General features: G+C 62.6%; 16 protein-coding genes. 10 read left to right on the top strand and 6 right to left on the bottom strand.

Annotation, left to right across the window (positions count from 1 at the left end; genetic code table 11):
* Positions 1 to 490: 490 nt before the first annotated feature.
* Entirely contained in the window at positions 491 to 859 is a 369-nt protein-coding gene (locus tag KCX70_RS10950) for a YgaP-like transmembrane domain (RefSeq protein ID WP_212620186.1), read from the top strand.
* Positions 860 to 1,091: 232 nt separating this feature from the next.
* Positions 1,092 to 1,295 carry a hypothetical protein gene (locus tag KCX70_RS10945; RefSeq protein WP_129590568.1) on the top strand — a complete coding sequence of 68 codons (204 nt, stop codon included), beginning with the start codon at positions 1,092 to 1,094 and terminating at the stop codon, positions 1,293 to 1,295.
* 206 nt (positions 1,296 to 1,501) lie between these two features.
* On the opposite strand, the gene KCX70_RS10940 is transcribed toward KCX70_RS10945, so the two are convergent.
* Together KCX70_RS10940 and rfbD are read right to left on the bottom strand one after the other, a co-directional pair.
* Positions 1,502 to 2,668, bottom strand: coding sequence for an NAD(P)-dependent oxidoreductase (locus tag KCX70_RS10940; protein WP_212620321.1), 1,167 nt, complete (start codon positions 2,666 to 2,668; stop codon positions 1,502 to 1,504).
* Between the two features lie 110 nt (positions 2,669 to 2,778).
* Complete coding sequence (gene rfbD / locus KCX70_RS10935) at positions 2,779 to 4,854, bottom strand: dTDP-4-dehydrorhamnose reductase (RefSeq protein WP_212620185.1); 2,076 nt, start codon at positions 4,852 to 4,854, stop codon at positions 2,779 to 2,781.
* A 399-nt stretch (positions 4,855 to 5,253) separates the two neighbouring features.
* On the opposite strand from rfbD, the gene KCX70_RS10930 reads away from it, so the two are divergent.
* On the top strand, positions 5,254 to 5,574 hold the full coding sequence (locus KCX70_RS10930) for a hypothetical protein (protein ID WP_243391759.1): 321 nt from the start codon (positions 5,254 to 5,256) through the stop codon (positions 5,572 to 5,574).
* 96 nt (positions 5,575 to 5,670) lie between these two features.
* Positions 5,671 to 6,705, top strand: a complete 1,035-nt coding sequence (locus KCX70_RS10925) for an NADP-dependent oxidoreductase (RefSeq protein WP_212620184.1) — start codon at positions 5,671 to 5,673, stop codon at positions 6,703 to 6,705.
* A gap of 502 nt (positions 6,706 to 7,207) precedes the next feature.
* Here the strand turns inward: KCX70_RS10925 and KCX70_RS10920 are convergent.
* Together KCX70_RS10920 and KCX70_RS10915 are read right to left on the bottom strand one after the other, a co-directional pair.
* A complete protein-coding gene (locus KCX70_RS10920; protein WP_102850673.1) occupies positions 7,208 to 8,554 on the bottom strand; it encodes an esterase-like activity of phytase family protein in 1,347 nt (448 codons plus the stop codon).
* 174 nt (positions 8,555 to 8,728) lie between these two features.
* On the bottom strand, positions 8,729 to 9,553 hold the full coding sequence (locus KCX70_RS10915) for an aldo/keto reductase (RefSeq protein WP_102851473.1): 825 nt from the start codon (positions 9,551 to 9,553) through the stop codon (positions 8,729 to 8,731).
* A 591-nt stretch (positions 9,554 to 10,144) separates the two neighbouring features.
* Here KCX70_RS10915 and nirB point away from each other — a divergent pair.
* The 4 genes from nirB to KCX70_RS10895 all read left to right on the top strand — a co-directional run bounded on the left by nirB (position 10,145) and on the right by KCX70_RS10895 (position 16,644).
* Positions 10,145 to 12,718: a nitrite reductase large subunit NirB gene (gene nirB, locus KCX70_RS10910; RefSeq protein ID WP_212620183.1), complete on the top strand. Its 2,574-nt coding sequence runs from the start codon at positions 10,145 to 10,147 to the stop codon at positions 12,716 to 12,718.
* A complete protein-coding gene (gene nirD, locus KCX70_RS10905; RefSeq protein ID WP_102850675.1) occupies positions 12,718 to 13,095 on the top strand; it encodes a nitrite reductase small subunit NirD in 378 nt (125 codons plus the stop codon). The genes nirB and nirD overlap by 1 nt, the downstream gene beginning before the upstream one ends.
* 176 nt (positions 13,096 to 13,271) lie before the next feature.
* Positions 13,272 to 14,087: a formate/nitrite transporter family protein gene (locus tag KCX70_RS10900; RefSeq protein WP_212620182.1), complete on the top strand. Its 816-nt coding sequence runs from the start codon at positions 13,272 to 13,274 to the stop codon at positions 14,085 to 14,087.
* Positions 14,088 to 14,916: 829 nt separating this feature from the next.
* Entirely contained in the window at positions 14,917 to 16,644 is a 1,728-nt protein-coding gene (locus KCX70_RS10895) for a bifunctional protein-serine/threonine kinase/phosphatase (protein ID WP_212620181.1), read from the top strand.
* Positions 16,645 to 16,656: 12 nt separating this feature from the next.
* Here KCX70_RS10895 and KCX70_RS10890 read toward each other — a convergent pair whose 3' ends face one another.
* The gene (locus tag KCX70_RS10890) at positions 16,657 to 16,983 is read right to left on the bottom strand and encodes a hypothetical protein (protein WP_021208133.1); all 327 of its coding nucleotides are present in this window, start codon (positions 16,981 to 16,983) and stop codon (positions 16,657 to 16,659) included.
* Between the two features lie 270 nt (positions 16,984 to 17,253).
* On the opposite strand from KCX70_RS10890, the gene KCX70_RS10885 reads away from it, so the two are divergent.
* Both KCX70_RS10885 and KCX70_RS10880 read left to right on the top strand, forming a co-directional pair.
* Positions 17,254 to 17,511, top strand: a complete 258-nt coding sequence (locus KCX70_RS10885) for a hypothetical protein (protein WP_336512532.1) — start codon at positions 17,254 to 17,256, stop codon at positions 17,509 to 17,511.
* Between the two features lie 330 nt (positions 17,512 to 17,841).
* Positions 17,842 to 18,513 (top strand): TIGR04211 family SH3 domain-containing protein, encoded by a 672-nt coding sequence (locus KCX70_RS10880; RefSeq protein ID WP_212620180.1) that lies wholly within the window; start codon positions 17,842 to 17,844, stop codon positions 18,511 to 18,513.
* 18 nt (positions 18,514 to 18,531) lie between these two features.
* On the opposite strand, the gene KCX70_RS10875 is transcribed toward KCX70_RS10880, so the two are convergent.
* Positions 18,532 to 20,646, bottom strand: a complete 2,115-nt coding sequence (locus tag KCX70_RS10875; RefSeq protein ID WP_212620179.1) for a putative bifunctional diguanylate cyclase/phosphodiesterase — start codon at positions 20,644 to 20,646, stop codon at positions 18,532 to 18,534.
* Positions 20,647 to 21,025 lie beyond the last annotated feature (379 nt).

Here is a 21,025-nt window from a genome sequence, read left to right as displayed (position 1 = left end):
GTGCATTGATAGGGATGACGTCAGGACACGTCAGCCCGGCGGCGCACAGGAAATGCCCCGAACACTGCGACCCAGATGGTCGCCAAGGGTCAGTCGAAAACCGAGAATCTTCATTCAGCCGTACACCCTGAGGGTCACATCCATACGATAGCTCTGGCCGACCACCACTGCAGCGTGGCCATCCAGGCTTTCGGACGAACACGCGCTGGCTGACCGGCAGGCGTCGGGGATGTGGTAATGGCTGAATGAATAGCTAGGTATGGTCATGGCTGTATGCGTTACACGCTCGGAGCTCGAACGCGCGATTGTTGTTTTTGCGTAATCGCATTACGTTTAGAGGAATCTGCGTGAGCCACGCGTGAGTGTCAAGCCTTAATCAGAGCATGGCGTGACACCGTCGCTCCGATTGCCGCTCGTCCTCCGCCCAGAACGCACCCGCCGGTTGGCTGCCGAAGCTACAACGCTGGCAATGAACCGTGAGGAAACGACCATGAACCGACTTTTCGACAAGACCGCCCCGCAGAACGTGCATGGCTGGGAGCGCACCGCGTCAGTAGCCGGCGGCCTGATGCTGCTGGGCAAAGGCCTGCGCCGTGGCGGCATAAGCGGTCTGCTGCAATTGGCAATGGGCGGCATGGCATTGGCACGCGGCATCAGCGGACGCTGCGAGGCCAAGCGGATCCTGACAGAGAGCGAGCAGCAACCGCGGCAGCAGGACGTGGTAGACAAGCAGCGGTACAGTCATATGCCCTTGGACTCGGAAGTCCACAGTCCCGACTTTTCCGAGCCTGACACCCCTCTTCCCGATACCACTCCGATGGGCCACGAAACACACCCGGACGCGCGGCGCCCCGTCTAAAGAAGCCTGTGAGCCGCCTCACGGCGGCAACTCGCCTGCGAACGGTCCGGGCGTGCGAGCCGTGCAGTTCGTCGCTTCCCGAGACGCTCGTTTCTCTCCTGAACCGCGGCGGACGGCATGCCCCCGTACAGCGGATACAGCGGCCGCCGAACGGCAATTGTCGATGTTTTGACGGCATGCTATCTATGCGCCGTGTTTCCGTCGCATTGATGCAAACTCAGGGAGAAAGCACATGGATACTACGCAAATGGACATCGAAGACACCGGCTGCTGGGGCGTGGTGTATTCATATGGCGGCGTTCTCGCCGTGTTCGAAAACGAGCAGGACGCTCAGAAGGAGGCGGCGGGTTTCAGCGGCGCGGTCGTCCGTATCGCGCGCAACATCCTGTCGGTCATCGGTGATGCAGCCGCAGCGAGTCAGTCGCAGTCCGTCTGAACGGTGCCGTTGCTACGCCAGGAAAACCATCGTTTGCGGCTCGTCGCAGGACGCCTGCTCCAGCGGGCGTCCTGGTATCGGCTGCGTGGATTTGGTCAAGCTCGAACTCGACTCGTGGTGGTACGGGACCAACCCCGTACCGGTCCGCTGGAACTCGACGAAGCTGTGGCCGTCGGCCCAGATTTCAGCCTCGTCGCCGAGCCTGTTCAGCTCAGCACCTGTTGCAAAACGCCGCCTGGTTGCGGGCGTGTTTCGAGTTGCTGCACGGTCTTCTGACGCTGCTGGGAAATGATGTCCAGCACCCGGCTGGGTTGGAGCTCTACGTCGTCGAAGGTGATCATCTGCCCAGGCTCCACGGCCCTTCTGAGTACCGTATGGCGCAACAGACCGATGGGCACGTGATCGAGCTCATCGACTAGCCGAACGGCTTCGCCACGGACATCGAAACCACCGATACCCCGGACGATCATCTCGCCGGCGTTCATCTTGCGCTTGGCTATCGCCGCGACACCCAGTGTTGGCTCGACCGAGTTATTCAACAGCACACCGCCACCGGCCAGCACGCGGCGCACCGTCTTGCCGACTTCCAGCGAACACAGATGGAACGGGCGAGTCAGCACGTAATAAGGGCCGGGACCGAGCTTGAAATATTCGATCGCGGGCGCCTGGTCGTTGTCATGGCGACAGACCAGAAACACGCCGCCTGCCGAATAACCATCGGGCAACACATAGTCGACCAGGGGTTGGCCAAGGCCATCGGCGATCAGGCCAAGCACCGTGCCGCTACGGTTGAGATCGGTCGAGGCCAAACCTTCCATTCCGCGCCGGCAAATGGTGGCGCCAAAACCGTTGCCCACCACTACCTGCTCGATCTGCACCTTGGTGCCATCGGTGAAGGATGTGGTCTGTTCGATGCTGATGCCCTGCCGCTTGGCCCAATAGGCCATGTCCTCGGGGCTCGGGTTGTGGTTCAGATAGCCTTTCATATTGCCGTAGACCAGCGGCTGAAAGCCCATCTGCAAGGCATCTTCACGTAACGCCGCGAGGGAGCCGGGTTGATCACCTTCCGCCTCGGTCAGCAAGCCCTTGCCGGACAGGTAGGAGCCCGTCGTCACTTGCAACTCCGCATTGACCGTCACAACCGGCACCCCGGCTTCGAAGGCCCGCTCGATGACCTCGGTTCCGAAGAACACGTCGCCCGTGCACTCGACGATGATGTCCGAATGCGCGATGAGCTCGTCGATCGAATTGGTCAATCGATCCGGCAGCGGGAAATCACGCAGGGTGTCCACACGCCTGCGGGTCAGCACACGGCTGATGTCCAGGTCCTGGTAATGCTGCATGATCAGCCGAACGAAACAGTGGGAGATCATCCCCGTACCTGAAACACCCACGCGTTTAACAGCTGCACCGGTCATTACGGAATTCCATTGGTTTTGACGAGAGGATCAGACTGTTACATTTTGATAAAGTTTTATCGTGGTCAGAGCTGACCGGCTCCCTGCACCACTGCGAACTGGGCCAGGCTGGGACCTTCGCCGCCGCTTTGCGGGTACGTCCTGAACGGCACACGGCTGTGCGCAGGCCCGAACGGCAGCGACGGCATGTCGCTCATCTGCTTGATCACATGGCGCAGCTCATCGCGCCAGGACTTGGGCCGAATGCCGAAGGTGCTTTCGATACGGCTGCAATCGAGCACGGACCAGGCAGGACGCGCTGCCGCACGCGGCAGGCTGCCGCTAGCGACCGGGAGCACCCGTGGCGCCTTGTCGATCAGGCCGGCCCGCTCGGCTTCGCTGAAGATCTCGACGGCAAACTCTGCCCATGAGCAGGGCTCTGCACCGCTGTAATGATAGATACCCCACTGCAGGTCTCCATCGCGGCAATAGCGCATCGCGAGTTCGATCAGGACACGTGCGACGCTGCGAGAGCGAGTCGGGCAACCGATCTGATCACTGACCACGGAAATCTCGTCGGTTTTGCGGTCCAGGTTCAGCATGGTTTTCACGAAATTGTTGCCGTGTTCGCCATAGATCCAGCTGGTACGCAGAATCAGGTGGCGATCGAGCGCTTCAGTGATGGCCACCTCCCCCGCTCGCCGCGTTTCCCCGTAGACGCTGATTGGCAAGGCCGGATCGGTCTCACGATAGGGCTCGGTACCGTCGCCGGCGAAAACATATTCGCTGGACAAGTGGAACAAGGGGATACCGAAGCGTTCCGCGGCCCGCCCCAGGTTGGCGGCGCCATCGCGGTTCACCGCCTCGGCATGCGCGACCTCGGCCTCGGCATGGTCGAGATTGGTATACGCCGCCGCATTGATGATCAATGCCGGCTGGTAGCGCTCGAGCGCCTGGCTAATCTGCTCGGGCGAGGTGATATCCAGGTCCTGATGAGCGAGCCCAATGGGCTCGAGCCCGAAACTGGCGGCTTGATTGACCAGGCAGTGGCCAACCTGGCCGCCAGCACCGCAGATCAGGATGCGCATGTTCGGCCTCGGCTGGCGTGGAAGCTCCAGCAGCTGATCATCCGGCTTCGCTGCCTCGCTCGCCACCTGCGACGTACCAGCGGCGTCGGTTGGCGTCTCAATCCCTGAGGTCACACTTGGCGACTTTGGGATCAATTCACGCACGGTTACCCCTAGTGCCTCCACCGGCGCATCGGCCATTTCTGTTTCGGGAGCAAAACGGAAACTTTCCAACAGCCCTTTCGTGACGATGCGGGCCTTGGTGAATTGGCGGCTCTTGAGCATCTGCAGCACTTGCCACAACCGCGACCCCAGCAGCCCCAGCACGCGGCGCTTTCGGAAATACCTGCGCGCGACGAACAGCTCGTTGCGTACCAGATGTCGGTGCAGCGCGACCCGGTTCGGGTCGACCTCGCGAAGAATATCGATGGTGCCGCTGACCCGACGCATGTGCAGGACCTTACTCGCAGCGACCAGATAACCCGGCACATCTTCGCTGATGCGCAAGGTGAATTCCGTGTCGTCGCCCCACATGAACATGGAAGCCAGAGGCAAGCCGTGGCGCTGTAACGACGCCCGTGGCACGAGGATCGAGACGAAGGTCGCCGGGCGCACCGGTATTACGCCGATATCGAGCAGTGCCGGCCAGTTCTCGTAGGCGATGGCGTTGGGACGTTCGTCGACACGCGGCACGTTGGTCAGCAAGCCATCTTCGGTGTGGGCCCGCGAAATGAGATAGGAAAACGGCTCCCGACGCGCGCGCAGTTGATCGTCAGCCTGAAGTAGCTTCTCCAGCGCGTCCGGCTCAGGTATGACGTCGTCATCCATCATCCAGACGAAATCGGCGCCCTGCTGGTAAGCGATGCGAAATCCGGCACTGAAACCACCGGAGGCGCCGGTGTTATGGGACAGCACATAAACCTTGAGATTGTCGATACCGGACTCGAGCAGCATCTCCTCGGTACCGTCATTGCTGGCGTTGTCCACCACGATAACGGCATCGCAACGCCGGGTCTGGGCATTGATTCCGTCCAGGCAGCGTCTCAGCAAGCCCTTGCGTTTGTACGACAGTACGACGGCGTATATCTGATCCATTGAAGTGCTCGGTATCTGGGCAAGAAGGCGGTAGGACTCGACACAGCAGCCATCCATGGTCCGACTGCGCTGAGATCGCACGAAGGTCGGGTCAGCTGGCTCTGCCGTGATGCTCAGCTCTGACCCGGGAAGGCAAACGGGGTTCAGAAAATGCCAACGAAATATGGCCAAGCGCCTTCTTCGGTGCGTCCGGTGCGAGCGCCATCTCTGCCGCCCGGTCTGACGCGCGCGAACTCAGCCTGCCAGCCCTGTTCACATACTTTGATTGGGTGGGGTCGCACGCATCAAAGCTGTGCAACCTTGCGCTACGACACAAGCAAATCCGGCCGACCTCCATGGCATGCCCTATACCCACTCGGTGCGCCCCATCAACCTGGCGAAGCAAGTGAGGAGAACCGTATGAATAGATCTCTATTGAGGTCGCTGGCGGCGGCTACGCTATTGACCGCTGCAGCCCAACACGCATTAGCCCAAGCGCCCGCTGGTACGCCGCTCGAAGATACCGGCTCGCGGCCTAGCCCAATGGGCAATCCCGCTCCACAGCAAAAGCTGGAAACCCACCGCAATCAGCAAGGCCAGATCGTCACCGAGGACGGCCGCGTGGTGAAGGGCCTGCCGCAGAACGATTCGGTGCCGAACCGGAACATGCACCATACCGAGCAGGAGACCCGCACCGACGACCCGCCCCACCGCTCGGCAACGCCGGGAGAAATCGAGTAGCAGCTCCCCAGAGCCGGGCCCAGTCGGGTCCTGTGGGCCTGACCGTCGCCATGCACTGCTTACACTTCCTGATCCGCTTGCCCATTGGGAGTCCACATGCCACAGCAACCACGAAATAACCGCAGCATCCGTCTCGCCTCACGATCGCACGGTGCACCGACCAGCGAGAACTTCCGCCTCGAAACCGGCCCGGTACCGAGCCCCGACGACGGCCAACTGTTGCTACGCACCGTCTACCTTTCGCTTGATCCTTATATGCGCGGTCGCATGAGCGCTGGCCCCTCCTACGCGCCGCCCATGGAGATAGGTGACGTGATGGTTGGGGGTACGGTTTGCCGTGTCGTCGAGTCGCGTCATCCTGATTACCAGCAAGGTGACTGGGTGCTCAGTGGCAATGGCTGGCAGGACTACGCGCTGTCCGACGGCCAAGGGTTGATCAAGCTCGCCCCTGACATGAAGCATCCGTCCCACGCTCTTGGGGTGCTGGGTATGCCGGGCTTCACCGCCTATATGGGCCTGCTCGATATCGGTCAGCCCAAGGCGGGCGAAACACTGGTCGTCGCCGCAGCCACCGGGCCCGTCGGTGCAACGGTTGGGCAGATCGGCAAGCTGAAAGGTTGCCGCGTGATCGGTATCGCCGGTGGCGCTGAAAAATGCCGGCATGCGGTCGAGACGCTCGGCTTCGACGCCTGTATCGATCACCGGGCCGGCGATTTTCCGGAGCAGCTGGCCCAACACTGCCCGGACGGCATTGACGTGTATTACGAGAATGTTGGCGGCAAGGTATTCGATGCCGTGCTGCCACTGCTCAACACCAGCGCACGGGTGCCGGTCTGCGGTGTCGTCGCGCAATACAACAGCACCGACCTGCCCGACGGCCCGGACCGCCTGCCATTGTTGCTCGATACCATTCTGAAAAAGCGCATGCGCATGCAAGGCTTCATCATTTTCAACGACTACGGTCACCGCTACGACGAGTTCACGCGCGACATGAGCGCCTGGTATGCCGAGGGCAAGATCAAGTATCGCGAGCAGGTCGTTCAGGGCCTGGAAAACGCGCCCGAGGCGTTTATCGGCCTGCTCGAAGGCAAGAACTTCGGCAAGCTGGTGGTGCAGGTGGGCGAGGCCTGATCCCATCTCATCCGGCGCGGTCAGGCGCAGCTTGTTTGGTGAGCTACGCCTGCCCGCCCGGTACCGAAATGCAGGCGGCCAGGCACCTTGTGCATCCGCCGCCTGGTTTTTCGCGAAAACAAAGCAGTGCACGTCGCCCCATTGTGGGAGCCGCGACCCCGCGGCGAACGGTGCAGCTCGGTGCAAAAAAGCTTCGGCCCGGGGGCGGGCCTCCCACAACAGCCATTGTGGGAGCCGCGACCCCGCGGCGAACGGCGCAGCCCGGTGCTGAAAAAGCTTCGGCCCGGGGTCGGGCCTCCCACAAAAACAAAGCAGTGCACGTCGCCCCATTGTGGGAGCCGCGACCCCGCGGCGAATGGCGCAGCTTGGTGCTGAAAAGCTTCGGCCTGGGGGCGGGCCTCCCACGAAAGCAGACTCGCTCCTATGGCAAGCATCAACCCGCCGATATCACTTGTAGGAGCGCGCGCCCTCGCTGATCCGCAACCTCGCTTTCAAGCGAGGCTCAGCCCTGCCCCAGCCCTGCAGCCATTTCACAGCGCCGCGCGTCCCTGGCCTGTTGCAGATGCGGCGGGCGGACGCCCGGAATCGGCTTGGCCAGGCGGATCTTCAGAAACTCGGTGGCGTCCGCATTGAGGCCCCGCCCGCCGCCATAAGGGAAATTGTTGTCGTTGGCCACCAGCAAGGTGCGCGAATCCAGCGGCAACACGCTTTCGATGGTCACGTAAGGAAAGGTGAACACTCGCTGGCCGTCGCCATTCAGGTCGTCGGGATCGGCCAGTTGCATGAGGTCGACCACTTCGGTCTTGTGCACGGCGCCGCCGCTGGCAACGCCGCGGGTGTCGATCAGGTAGATCTTCTTGAACGGTGTGCCGCTGGTGGCCGTCGCCCCGTTGCGTTCGATGACCAGAAAGCGCGTCTCGTCGACGGCGGTCATGTCCCCGATGGCGTGATCGGGCGCTTGCAGGCGATAGAAAAACGCCGTACCGGTGTAGCGTTCCTGATCGATGTCGAACTCGTTGATACGCAGGTTGCCGGCCGGATCGCCGGTGACGGTCTTCTCCAGCAGCGCGTACAGACGATCGCCACGCGGGTTGATGGCCATGCCTTCGAAGCCGCCCGAGCCAGCCAGATTGGCGGTCGCGCGCCCCGCCACCACGTCCTTGTGCTGCGGCGCGTAAACACCCGGCAGGGAGATGGCGCTGCGTGTAACGGTGCCGGACGCATCGGTCTTGACCAGGTACGGACCGAACTCATCGCCAAACCACATCGCGCAATTCTTGTCGCGACGCACCGACTCGACGTCCAGGTCGGCACCGGTTAGCAGGCGGCCAAAGTCGATGGCGCTGTCGACGCGCGGCTTGGAGCCGTCGTTGTAGTAGAAGCGATAGTCGGCCTGGATCGGCAGTTCCAGCTTCTGGTTGATGTCGTTGAGGGTCAGGCGTGACGGATGGGTGAAGCGCGCCAAGGGTGCACCGCTGAGGTAGTCACTCGCGCTGACCTTGCCACTGCCGCCCTCGGCCGTACGGAAGTCCGGCCGTACGCTGTAGAGGCGCAACAAGGTGTCCGCCGAGTTCGTTTGCCCGCCGAAGCCATTGTCGGTCATGAATATGAAGCTGTTTTCATCCGCGCCTGGAAGTACGGCGGAGAAACCCTGTACCGGCTGGCGGCCCTCGTACGGCGGCGCGAAGGTGCCGTAGGGATTGGCGTTAGTCATCTGACCCGAAGTCGGGCCATCGGAGAAGGTGTCGGCAGGCATCATTGCCCAGCCCACCAAGGTATTGCTGGCGGCCATGGCGGGGACGGAGATCGCAGCGGCAAGCGCCACGACCAGCGGCTTCGGGGTTCGCATGTAGGGTCTCTCCACTCGGTCGGAGCTGGCGCTGCGCGGCATGCGCAGCGCTCTGGCGTCGGAGAACAACCATAGAAAGTCACTGTGTCAGGAATATGGCCAAAACCAGCGAGACGTCGATAAACCGACACAGCACCAACCGAAACCGCACGCCACTCCCGATGAAGGCGTGTTTTAGGCCACCTCGTGACCTCTCGCTGCCTGCGCCAGGTAGAACCAGGCTTGGGTATCCAGTGTCAGCTCGGCACCGTTCAATGCCTCCTCGATCCGCTCCCAGCGCAAACTGCCAAGGATGGGCACCGGTTTACCGGGTAGCTTGCGCAGCCAGGCCAGGGCGACCTGGTTTGCCGTGGCGCCCAGCGCCGCGCCAACCTCTTCGAGCGCCCGTTGCAATTGAGGGCCGAAGCGTCCACCGCCCATCGGTGACCAGGCCAGCACATGCAGCCCTTCGCTTTCCATGGCGTGCAAGCGTCCGTCCCAGGCAGCGTCCTGAGCCAGCAGGGACAGCTCGATCTGATTGCAGCGCAGCGGCAATTCGCGAGCCAGCGTCTGGCAGTGCAGCAGCTCGGCGTTGGAAACACCCAACCAGCCGACCTTGCCGCTACCGACCAGATCGTCCAGCGCGCGCGCCACCTCGTCGACGCGCAGCAAGGGATCGGGGCGGTGCAGGAGGAAGCCGTCCAGACGCTCGACGCCCAAGCGTTTCAGCGAGCCTTCCACCGCTTCGGTGAGATAGGCCGCCTGAGTGTTGTAGTGCTTGATGCTCCAGCGAGAGTGATCCTGCGCAGCCGGCACGATGTCGGCCTTGCCGATCAACTGGATCTGCTGGCGCAAGGCCGGTTGCAGCTTCAGCGCGGCACCAAAATGCGCCTCGCATTCACCGGCTCCATAAATGTCGGCGTGATCGAAAGCGCTCAGACCGCGCTCGACACAGCGCTCCAGAAAGCTCAGCAAGGCCTGCGGCTGCGCAAGTTCGGGGTATTGCATCAGGCGCATCATGCCCAGCAAGAGAGGTTGTTCGACGACCTTGTTCAAGTGATCTCCGCGATTCGTCAGATTGGCTGGCAGCGGCACGGATGAAGTTACCGAGCCGTGAAATGCTGTACTGACCGACCCCGCCAAGCAAGGTTCGGCTCTGTACCGCTACGTTAGTCGGTTACCGATGACAACGTCAGCTGATCGCCCCAAAAAAGGGAACCTCGAGCTGATACCGCACCTTTCTGGTTCGACGGCACCGGGCTGTAAACCAGCCTGATCGTGCAATCGGAACACCGTGCGGGGCGCAGTAATCACTGCTTCCCGCCATATACGGACGTTTGGCACGCCGCATCCATTGGCTGCTCATCGCTGGCACGCAACCTGCTATGGCTCATGCAACGCCTGCCGAGCGATTCGGCAGCGCACCCGCGGTCAGCGAAGACCATCAGCCGCAAACGGCGCGGGACAGGTGCAACGGGCAACGACGCTCGGACAGTCACCTCCACAACCTACGAATACCAGGCAAAGGCGCCTGGAGCTGCTCGACAGCTCCAGGCGCCTTTTTGTTTTTGTACGACGGCGCCGCATCGCGGCTTCGACGGAGGAACCGGCATGAACGCAATCGTCACCCCACTCAAGAGTGAAACGCTGGTCGTCATCGGCAATGGCATGGTCGGGCATCACTGCGTCGAACAACTGGTCGAGCGCGGCGCGCTGGGCCAGTACCAGATCCATGTCTATGGCGAAGAGCGCCAACGCGCCTATGACCGCGTGCACCTGTCCGAATACTTCGCCGGCCGCGATGCTGACTCCCTCGCCCTGTGCGAAGCCGATTGCTACATCAGCCACGGCGTGCATATCCACCTTGGCGTACAGGTGCTGGAGATCGACCGCGAGCGCAAGGAAGTGGTGACCACCGAGGGTCGCCAGGCCTACGACAAATTGATTCTGGCGACCGGCTCCTACCCCTTCGTACCGCCGATTCCGGGCGCTGAAGGCAACTCGCGCCTGGTCTACCGCACGCTGGACGACCTCGACGCCATCCGTGCTGCGGCCAGCAATGCCAAGCGCGGCGTGGTCGTCGGTGGCGGCCTGCTCGGCCTGGAAGCGGCCAACGCGCTCAAGTCCCTCGGCCTCGAAGCCCATGTGGTCGAGTTCGCACCGCGCCTGATGCCGGTGCAGCTGGACGAGGAAGGCGGCGCCGCGCTGAAAGCCCGCATCGAGGCGCTGGGCGTCGGTGTGCATCTGTCCCGCGCTACCCAGGAAATCGTCATCGGCGAGGAATACGCCTACCGGATGAACTTCCAGGACGGTGCTGATGGTAGAAGTGAGTATCTGGAAACCGACCTGATCGTGTTCTCTGCCGGTATCCGTCCGCAAGATTCCCTGGGCCGCAGCGCCGAACTGGAAATCGCGCCGCGTGGCGGCGTGGTAATCGACAGCGACTACCGCACCAGCGACCCTTCGATCTTCGCCATCGGCGAATGCGCGTCCTGGAACGGCATGGTCTTCGGCCTGGTCGCACCCGGCTACACCATGGCACGCAACCTCGCCGCCCTGCTCACTGGCGAGCCGCACCAGCCATTCAGCGGCGCGGACATGTCGACCAAGCTCAAGTTGCTCGGCGTCGACGTCGGCTCCATTGGCGACGCCCATGCCGCCACGCCTGGCGCCAAAAGCTATCGTTTCATCGACGAAGCCAACGCCAGCTACCGCCGTCTGGTGCTGTCCGAAGACGGCAAGCGGGTCATCGGCGCGGTGCTGATCGGTGACAATAGCTACTACGACACCCTGCTGCAATACGCGCAGAACGGCATCAAGCTGCCGGCCGATCCGTCCAGCCTGATCCTGCCGCTGTCCGACGGCGCGCCGACGCTGGGCGCGGACGCCCTTCCCGACACCGCGACGATCTGCTCCTGCCACAACGTCACCAAGGGCGCGGTGTGCTGCCAGGTCGATGCGGGCATCACCGACCTTGGCGAGCTGAAGGCCGCGACCAAGGCCGGCACCGGCTGCGGCGGTTGCAGCGCGTTGCTCAAGCAAGTGTTCGAGCATGAGCTGACCGCCCGTGGCGTCGAAGTCGACAAGAGCCTGTGCGAGCACTTCGCCCACACTCGACAGGAGCTGTACGGCATCGTTCGCGTCGAAGGCATCATCAGCTTCCAGGAACTGCTCGCCAAGCACGGCCGCGGCCACACCGGCTGCGATATCTGCAAACCCGCGGTGGGTTCGATCCTCGCCTCCTGCTGGAACCAGCCGATCACCGATCCGGGGCTGATTCCGTTGCAGGACACCAACGACACCTTCATGGCGAACATGCAGAAGAACGGCACCTACTCGGTGGTGCCGCGCATCGCCGGCGGTGAAATCACGCCGGACAAGCTGATCGCGCTCGGTGCCGTCGCCAAGAAATACGACCTCTACACCAAGATCACCGGCGGCCAGCGCATCGACCTCTTCGGCGCCCAGCTGCACGAACTGCCTGACATCTGGGGCGAACTGATCGAGGCCGGCTTCGAGACCGGTCACGCCTACGGCAAGTCGCTGCGCACGGTGAAATCCTGCGTCGGCAGCACCTGGTGCCGCTACGGCGTGCAGGACAGCGTCGGCATGGCGCTGCGCCTGGAGGATCGCTACAAGGGCCTTCGCTCACCGCACAAGATCAAGTTCGGCGTCTCCGGCTGCACCCGCGAATGCGCCGAGGCGCAGAGCAAGGACATCGGCGTGATCGCCACCGAAAACGGCTGGAACCTGTACGTGGCGGGTAACGGCGGCATGCGCCCACGGCACGCCGAGCTGTTCGCCACCGACCTCGATGACGAGACCCTGGTGCGCTACATCGACCGCTTCCTGATGTTCTACATCCGCACCGCGGACAAGCTGCAGCGCACCTCGGTGTGGCGCGAATCGCTCGAAGGCGGCCTCGATTACCTCAAGGAAGTCATCATCGACGACAGCCTGAATCTTGCCGCCGAGCTGGAAGCGCAGATGCAGCTGGTGGTCGATCGCTACGAATGCGAGTGGGCCAACGCCATCAAGGATCCGGAAAAGCTCAAACGCTTCCGCACCTTCGTCAACGACCAGCGCGGCGACCCGGACATCCACTTCGTCAAGGAACGCGGCCAGCGCCGTCCGGTGCACGCACACGAACTTCACCTGATCCCTGTCACCGAGGAGGTTTTCTGATGAGCCAGTCCAACGCCGTACGTATTGATTCCGTTCAATCCGCCAGCTGGCGAGCCCTGTGCAGCCGCCGCGACCTGGTGGCCAACTCCGGCGTGGTCGCCTGGCTCGACGGGGAACAGGTCGCCCTCTTCCACCTCCCCGAGACCGAAACCGGCGAGCAGGTCTTCGCCATTGCCAACAAGGACCCGAAATCCGGCGCCAACGTCATCGGCCGCGGCATCGTCGGGCAGCTCAAGGGCGACCTGGTCATTGCCTCGCCGCTCTACAAGCAGCACTTCCGTCTGCAGGACGGCACCTGCCTGGAGTATCCGGAACAGCGCCTGCAGGTCTGGCCCGTGCGGCTCAAAGGCGATGCCGTGGAGGTCGCCGTCGACTGAGTTTCGCGATCAAGACTGCTCCGACATGGCATCCACGATCGCGCCTTGTGGGAGCGGTCTTGACCGCGAGCTTTTCAACCGTTTACCGCACCACTGCCCGGCCAATAGCTGGCCAGTAACGAATCCAGCCCTCGCCTCCCTTGGCCGGGCTTCACAACGCCCACAGAGATGCCGCCATGTCCTACATCATCCCTTCGGAATTCGTCACCAAAATGGTCGACGCCGGTGAGTCCAAGATCTACATGTCCACCCGGGACACCTTGATTCGGGCTTTCATGGCCGGCGCGATCCTCGCCCTGGCCGCTGTCTTCGCGGTGAGCATCACCGTGCAGACCGGCGCGCCGCTGCTGGGCGCCGTGCTCTTCCCGGTTGGTTTCGTGATGCTCTACCTGATGGGCTTCGACCTGCTCACCGGCGTGTTCGTCCTCACTCCGCTGGCGCTGCTGGACAGGCGCCCGGGTGTGACAGTGAACGGTGTGCTACGCAACTGGGGGCTGGTATTCCTTGGCAACTTCGGCGGCGCCCTGGCCGTTGCGGTGATGATGGCCTTCGTCTTTACCTTCGGCTTCTCCACCTCACCGGGCGCCATCGGTGAAAAGATCGCGCACATCGGCGAAGCACGTACCCTGGGCTACGCCGAGTATGGCCTGGCCGGCTGGTTCACCATTTTCGTGCGGGGCATGCTGTGCAACTGGATGGTGTCGATGGGCGTGGTCGGCGCCATGATCTCCACCTCGGTCAGCGGCAAGGTCATCGCCATGTGGATGCCGATCATGCTGTTCTTCTATATGGGCTTCGAGCACTCGGTGGTGAACATGTTTCTGTTCCCCTCGGCGATGATCATGGGCGGCGGCTTCTCGGTCATGGATTACATGATCTGGAATGAGATCCCCACTGCGCTGGGTAATCTGGTGGGTGGTCTGGCCTTTACCGGTCTGACGCTCTACACGACGCATGTTCGGACTGCACCGAAACGTGCTCTGACGCGTTGAGTCAGCCTGTTTCCGTCAGGTGCGCTTTGGTGCCGTGCGGTGTCGAAGCGTCATGCGGTGTGCCGACCACCGCCCCCTCACCCCAGCCCTCTCCCCAAAGGGGAGAGGGAGCCAGATCTGCGCAGTCATACGCACTGAGCAAGGCGAAGTTCTCCTTCCATCAGACCTGCAGCCCAGCCACATCCCCGTCAAACAACTCGGACCGCCCCTCGCCCCTCCGGGGAGAGGGCTGGGGTGAGGGGCAACGATGTTCAGCCGAATGCCGAGCGCCGACCGCGCTGGCGCTGGACAGAAGACGCCAAGCACCGAGCCTGCCGAACTGTTGCGTCCGCCAGACCTGCAGACCAACCACTCACTCCAAACAACTCGGACTGCCCCCTCGCCCCTCCGGGGAGAGGGCCGGGGTGAGGGGCTGCGGAGTTCAGCCGAATGCCGAGCGCCGACCGCGCTGGCGCTGGGCAGAAGACGCCAAGCACCGAGCCTGCCGAACTGTTGCGTCCGCCAGACCTGCAGACCAACCACTCACTCTCAAACAACTCGGACTGCCCCCTCGCCCCTCCGGGGAGAGGGCCGGGGTGAGGGGCTGCGGACTTCAGCCGAATGCCGAGCGCCGACCGCGCTGGCGCTGGGCAGAGGACGCCAAGCACCGAGCCTGCCGAACTGTTGCGTCCGCCAGAACTGCAGCCCAGCCACGTCCCCGTCAAACAACTCGGACCGCCCCCTCTCCCCTCTGGGGAGAGGGTTGGGGTGAGGGGCTGCGGAGTTCAGCCGAACGCCGACCATTCACCCGGCCACCAACCATCCACGCCTAACAACCCACGAATCCCATATGAGCACTCGATTAAAAGTTTCGGTGGGCCAACACACCGACAAAGGCGTGAAGGAAACCAACCAGGATTTCCACGGGGCCACGATCCCCAATGAACCCCAACTGAGCAGCAAGGGTGTCGCCCTCGCCGTGTCCGATGGCATTAGCAGCAGCGCGGTCAGCCATATCGCCAGCGAATCGGCAGTCAGCGGATTCTTCGCCGACTACTACTGCACCTCGGACGCCTGGTCGGTCAAGACCTCCGCGCAGCGGGTCTTGATGGCGACCAACTCCTGGCTGCACGCGCAAAGTCAGCAGAGCCAATATCGCTACGACAAGGACCGCGGCTACGTCTGCACCTTCAGCGCGCTGGTGATCAAATCGACTACCGCGCACCTCTTCCACGCCGGCGACTCGCGCATCTATCGGGTCCACGGCACGGCGCTCGAACAACTGACCCAGGATCACCGGCTGTGGCTGGGCGAGGACAAGAGCTACCTGAGCCGGGCGCTAGGCATTCATCCGCAGCTGGACCTGGATTACCGCGCCGAGTCGGTCGACGTCGGCGACACCTTCATCCTCGCTACCGACGGGGTCTACGAGTACATCAGCGCGGCGTCGATGATCGGCGCCATCGCTCATCACCCCGACGACCTGGACGCTGCCGCCCGAGCCATCGTCGAACAAGCACTGGACCAGGGCAGCGACGACAACCTCACGGTGCAGATCCTGCGCATCGACGCCCTGCCCCTGCAGCAAGCCGACGAGCTGTACCAGCAACTCACCGAGTTGCCCTTCCCGCCCGCGCTGGAGGCACGTACGCGGTTCGATGGCTACACCATCGTTCGGGAGGTGCATGCCAGCAGCCGCAGCCACGTCTACCTGGCGACCGACGATGACAGCGACACGCCGGTGATCATCAAGACGCCATCGATGGATCTGCAACAGGATGTGGCTTATCTGGAGCGCTTCCTCACCGAGGAATGGGTCGCGCGGCGTATCAATAGCGCACACGTCGCCCAGCCGTGCCGGCAGACGCGCAAGCGCAACTTTCTCTACAGCGTCAGCGAGTTCATCGACGGCCAGACGCTGACGCAGTGGATGACCGACCATCCGCAACCGGATCTGGAGACGGTTCGCGGCATCGTCGAGCAGATCGCCAAGGGCTTGCGAGCCTTTCACCGGCTGGAAATGCTGCATCAGGATCTACGCCCCGAGAACATCATGATCGACGCGACCGGCACGGTGAAAATCATCGATTTCGGCTCGACGCGCGTCGCCGGCATCATGGAAATCGCCTCGCCGACCGAGCGCAGCGAGTTGCTCGGCACGGCTCAGTACACAGCACCGGAATATTTCCTTGGCGAAAGCGGCACGCCACGCTCCGACATGTTCTCGCTAGCGGTCATCACCTATCAGATGCTGACCGGCAAACTGCCTTATGGCCTGCAGGTCGCGCAGTGCCGCACCCGCGCCGCACAGAACAGACTCAGCTACCGCCCGATTCGCGAACATGACCGAGAAGTACCGGTTCCGGCCTGGATCGACGACGTGCTGCGCAAGGCGCTGCATCCCGATCCGTACAAGCGCTACGAAGACCTCTCGGAATTCGTGTTCGAATTGCGTCAGCCCAACCAGGCCTTTCTCAACAAGGCGCGGCCGCCACTGATGGAGCGCAACCCCGTGCTGTTCTGGAAAGGTATGTCACTGGCGCTGGCGGTCACTGTGCTCATATTGCTGACGCGCTGAATCCGGTGCTGCTCATTCGGGACGCTGGGGCGCGTAGACGTTGAGGGCGGGATCGGCGATGCCGTCTTTCGACGGGTCAAGAATCCAGCGCAGCTGGGTCACCAGCTCTTCGCAATTCTCGCCGCGCTGCTGCCAGTCCTGGAAGGCGATCCGTGCCGCGCTCAGAGAGGTCTCGGCAATCCGCTCGGTTTCCGAACTCGCCTCACCCGGTTGCCACCCATCGAACACGGCCTTGAGCCCGTGCTGCGCTTCTTCGGCACCCAGTTCGCCGTCGGCCCAGCGTGACGTGATGTCCTGAGCCTTCTGCAGCGCACTTACCGAGGGATATGACGTTTCCATCTTCGACTACCTCCAGCAGGTTCTTATCTGGGTTGGAGTCCGTAGGCGCCGGCAAATTCGTCTCCGCCCATCAGCCGAACGCTGTAGACCGGCTGCGGCGACACCCACCTGTTAATCGTCCGGGGTTAGCCGCCCGGATACCCGTCCGTCCGCACCGCAACGCTGGGCGTCAGCGTCGGAGGTCCAAGAAGCACCGCCCACTGCGCTCGGAGACCGATATGCACCTGATCCATCTTCTCTTGCCGCTGTACGACAACGACCAGCAACCCAATGCCGAACATACTGTTTGCCCAGGTCCGGGAAGAACTGCTCGAGCAGTTCGGCGGCCTGACCGCGCATACCCGCGCGCCCGCCAAAGGCCTGTGGCAAGAAGATTCCAGCCACGCGGTGCGCGACGATCTGCTGATATACGAAGTGATGACGGCCGAGCTCGATCGTGGCTGGTGGCAAAGCTATCGCGCCACATTGGAACGACGCTTTCGTCAGGAACAAGTGCTGATCAGGGCGCAACGGATCGAGGTTTTATAGCGACCGACAACTGCACCGAAACCCGGCTGCGCTAACGCTTCATGCTGGCATCCAGACAGGCATGCCGGACCCCAACGGCGACCGCCCCAGCATAAAAAGATGAATTTCTGGTGAACCTGGCAGGTTTCTTATTGTCAGTCCTGGCTGCGGCACTACGTGAGGCGCCCGGTCACGCCTCGGGGGAATGCATCCTCCCAACCACGATCAGTACATCCGGCATGCCTGCCTTTATTTCGTTTGCAGCAGGCATTCTGGCGGTTTCGTCAGCCCGGTTCATCTATGTTTTTTGGCCCATCCACCGGGCCTTCATCAGTCAGCGCGAAGACCACCATGCTCTTATCCTGTCGTTCCGATTCACATCCATCCCCTGTTTCCCTGTCGACTAGCCAGCGCGCCCTTTGCGCCGGGCTGCTCGGCGCATTGCTGGCGGTCATGTCGCCAGCCCAGGCCCAGCAATCCAATGATCGCTGGGTCAGCGACACCTTGAGCACCTACGTACGCAGTGGCCCAACCGATGGCTATCGCATCGTCGGCAGCCTCAGTTCCGGGCAGAAGGTCGAGCTGCTCGAAACCAGCGGTGACTACAGCCAGGTCCGCGGCGAAAACGGCGACCGCGTCTGGATTCGCACCAGTGACCTGCAGGAAGTTCCCGGACAAGCGGAGCGCGTACCCGAGCTGGAACAGAAGGTCGCCGAACTCAGTGAGCAGTTGAAGACCATCGACGACAGTTGGAAAACGCGCGTCCAGGGCATGCAGGAAACCCTCGACTCACGCAAGGCTCTCATCGATGAGCTGGAGGCACGGCGCAAGGCGCTGGACGAAGCGCTGACCGCCACTGAATCGGAACTGCGCGATGCCGAGGCTCGGCTGGGCGATGAAAACAATCAGGTGCTGATGCGCTACATGGTGTATGGCGGCAGCATCGCCGGCGCAGGGCTGCTGGCCGGCTTGATCATTCCAGCCATGACGCGCGGCCGCAAACGCAACGACCGCTGGTTCTGAAGCCTGCCCTCGCTCGAATCAGGCCGGCTCGGGCTGGGGTAACCGCTGCGTCGCGAAGGTCGACTCTCCCGGTTGTACCTGGTCGATTCGTGCGAGGATCTGCGTCGGCGTCATCGGACGATCCAGCAGAAAGCCCTGGAGCGTCTCGCAGCCAAGGCCGGTCAGGAAGTGCTGCTGCTCGGCGGTTTCCACGCCTTCGGCAACCACCTGAAGTCCCAACGCCTTGGCCAGCGCGATAATCGCCGAGACGATGACGGAATCTTCATTGCCGACGCTCATTTCCTTGACGAACGCCCGGTCTATTTTCAGTTCGCTGGCCGGCAGTCGCTTGAGATAGAGCAGGCTCGAATAGCCGGTGCCGAAGTCATCGATGGACGCCTTGACGCCCATCGCCGTCAGTTTCTCCAGCGTTTCGATGGTGGTTTCCGGGTTGCGCATGGCCACCGTTTCGGTCACTTCTATTGTCAGCATCTCCGGCGGGATGCTGTGGCGTTCGATAGCCTCGATGACCACCTCCAGCAGATCCGGCTGCTCGAACTGCACGGCCGACAGGTTCACCGCGACCGTCCAGTGGCTTAGCCCCCGCTCGTGCCATTCACGCAGCTGCCGGCAGGCCTCGTTCAGTACCCACTTGCCGATCGGGACGATCAATCCGGTCTTTTCCGCCATCGGCAGGAACACGTCTGGCGACAGCATGCCGCGCCGTGGGTGCTGCCAGCGCAGCAACGCCTCGAAGCCGCGGACCGGGCCGGCGGGCGCTTCGAATTTGGGTTGGTAGTACAGGCGCAGCTCGGCATTGGCCTCGGCGAGCCGTAGCTCGTGGAGCAATTGCAGGTGCTCCACCGCGTTCGCATTCATCGACGCTTCGAAGAAGCTGTATCCGTTCCGGCCCGCGCTTTTGGTGTGGTACATCGCGGCATCGGCGTGTAGCAGAAGGTCTCGTTCGGCATCGCCGTCGTCCGGGTACACGGCGATGCCGATACTCAGCGAGACGCTCAACGTGTAGCGCGACAGTACGAAGGGCTCGCTGATGCACTGCACCAGTTTCTCGGCGAGAGTCGCGGCATCGTCCGGACTGGAGATGGCGGCCAGTAATACGAATTCGTCTCCACCGAGGCGTGCCAGCGTGTCCTGGGCACGCACGCAGGCCCGCAGGCGCTCAGTCACGCCTATAAGCAACTGGTCGCCCAGGTGGTGACCATAGGCGTCGTTCACCGCCTTGAACCCGTCCAGGTCCATGAACATCACAGCGAAGCAGCTGCGCTCGCGCTGTGCCACTTTCAGCGCCTGGCTCAGGCGATCTTCCAACAGCAAGCGGTTCGGCAGGCGGGTCAGATTGTCATGCAGCGCCAACTGCATCAGTTCGGAGTTGGCCTTTTCCAGCGAGGAAGCCAGCACCGAAGTACGCGCCTGCAGGCGCGCATCGAGCACCGAGACGATCAGGGTGATCGCCAGCACCGCGAGGGTCAGCACGATGACCAGCAGGGCCAGCCAGTTGGTGTTCACGCCGTTGGCCGCTCCGCAGAAGCTGCCCTCCGGGAAGCCCGCCGCGGCCATGCCGGTGTAGTGCATGCCGACGATGGCCAGACCCATCACCAGCGCGGCGGCGCTGCGCCAGGCCCGCACATGCTGCAGATTGGAGCGCAGCCGGAAGGCCAGCCATAGCGCAGCGCCCGACGCAATGACGGCAACCACCACCGATGCGGTCAGCCAGGCGATGTCATAAACGATACCGGGCTGAATGCGCAGCGCGGCCATCCCGCTGTAGTGCATCGCTGAGATGCCGGCTCCGATCAGTAGCGCTCCTTGCACCAGGCGAGTCCATGGCAGCTCGTGTTGACAGACCAGCCATAACGCCAGCGCAGAAGCACCGATGGCGATGACCAGCGAGCCGGCGGTAATCGAAGGGTCATAACCCAGCGGGATTGCCAGGCTGAAGGCCAGCATGCCGATGAAGTGCATCGACCAGATCCCCAGGCCCATCGAAAACGCACCACCGAGCAGCCACCACCTCGCCGCGCGACCGGTTGAAGTCGCAACCCGACCGGCCATGTCCAGCGTCGTGTAAGAGGCCAACATGGCAACAACAAACGAGAAGAAAACGAGAATGTTGTTATAGCTTCCGACCAGCATCGGTCTGTCTTCCTGGGTAAGGGGCGCTGATATTGACCGAAGAATCGATAAAGGCGAAGTGCCATTTATCAAATGCAGGTTGGCGGCTGCCCCTGCCTGGCCGTGGCTGCTCCATTCTGTTGTCGGTTCGTTTGTCGAACCCTGAAGTCAATACACAGAGTTATCTGCCAAACGGTCGGCTCAGACGAGCCCGGAGCTTGACCGGGCTTTCAACTTGAGGCGAAATGCGAGCACTTTGCCACCGGCAATGCGATCCACCCCGGCTTTCACGCGCCGCCGAGCGCGATCGATTAGCCCTCGACTCGTTCCGTTCTGTACAGCTTGCCAGTGAATCCGTGCCGCCTGGCCGCTAGCGGCCAAAAGTCGTTCTGCCCCACAG

This window comes from Stutzerimonas stutzeri (genome assembly GCF_018138085.1).
Taxonomy (GTDB): domain Bacteria; phylum Pseudomonadota; class Gammaproteobacteria; order Pseudomonadales; family Pseudomonadaceae; genus Stutzerimonas; species Stutzerimonas stutzeri_AI.
The sequence above is the reverse complement of the archived record's forward strand: the minus strand, read 5'-3'. Positions and strand labels throughout refer to the sequence as shown.

Coding starts and splice junctions, on each gene's coding strand:
- KCX70_RS10950 (WP_212620186.1), top strand. CDS start 491: ATGAACCGACTTTTCGACAAGACCGCCCCGCAGAACGTGCATGGCTGG.
- KCX70_RS10945 (WP_129590568.1), top strand. CDS start 1,092: ATGGATACTACGCAAATGGACATCGAAGACACCGGCTGCTGGGGCGTG.
- KCX70_RS10940 (WP_212620321.1), bottom strand. CDS start 2,668: ATGATCTCCCACTGTTTCGTTCGGCTGATCATGCAGCATTACCAGGAC.
- rfbD (WP_212620185.1), bottom strand. CDS start 4,854: ATGGATCAGATATACGCCGTCGTACTGTCGTACAAACGCAAGGGCTTG.
- KCX70_RS10930 (WP_243391759.1), top strand. CDS start 5,254: ATGAATAGATCTCTATTGAGGTCGCTGGCGGCGGCTACGCTATTGACC.
- KCX70_RS10925 (WP_212620184.1), top strand. CDS start 5,671: ATGCCACAGCAACCACGAAATAACCGCAGCATCCGTCTCGCCTCACGA.
- KCX70_RS10920 (WP_102850673.1), bottom strand. CDS start 8,554: ATGCGAACCCCGAAGCCGCTGGTCGTGGCGCTTGCCGCTGCGATCTCC.
- KCX70_RS10915 (WP_102851473.1), bottom strand. CDS start 9,553: ATGATGCGCCTGATGCAATACCCCGAACTTGCGCAGCCGCAGGCCTTG.
- nirB (WP_212620183.1), top strand. CDS start 10,145: ATGAACGCAATCGTCACCCCACTCAAGAGTGAAACGCTGGTCGTCATC.
- nirD (WP_102850675.1), top strand. CDS start 12,718: ATGAGCCAGTCCAACGCCGTACGTATTGATTCCGTTCAATCCGCCAGC.
- KCX70_RS10900 (WP_212620182.1), top strand. CDS start 13,272: ATGTCCTACATCATCCCTTCGGAATTCGTCACCAAAATGGTCGACGCC.
- KCX70_RS10895 (WP_212620181.1), top strand. CDS start 14,917: ATGAGCACTCGATTAAAAGTTTCGGTGGGCCAACACACCGACAAAGGC.
- KCX70_RS10890 (WP_021208133.1), bottom strand. CDS start 16,983: ATGGAAACGTCATATCCCTCGGTAAGTGCGCTGCAGAAGGCTCAGGAC.
- KCX70_RS10885 (WP_336512532.1), top strand. CDS start 17,254: ATGCCGAACATACTGTTTGCCCAGGTCCGGGAAGAACTGCTCGAGCAG.
- KCX70_RS10880 (WP_212620180.1), top strand. CDS start 17,842: ATGCTCTTATCCTGTCGTTCCGATTCACATCCATCCCCTGTTTCCCTG.
- KCX70_RS10875 (WP_212620179.1), bottom strand. CDS start 20,646: ATGCTGGTCGGAAGCTATAACAACATTCTCGTTTTCTTCTCGTTTGTT.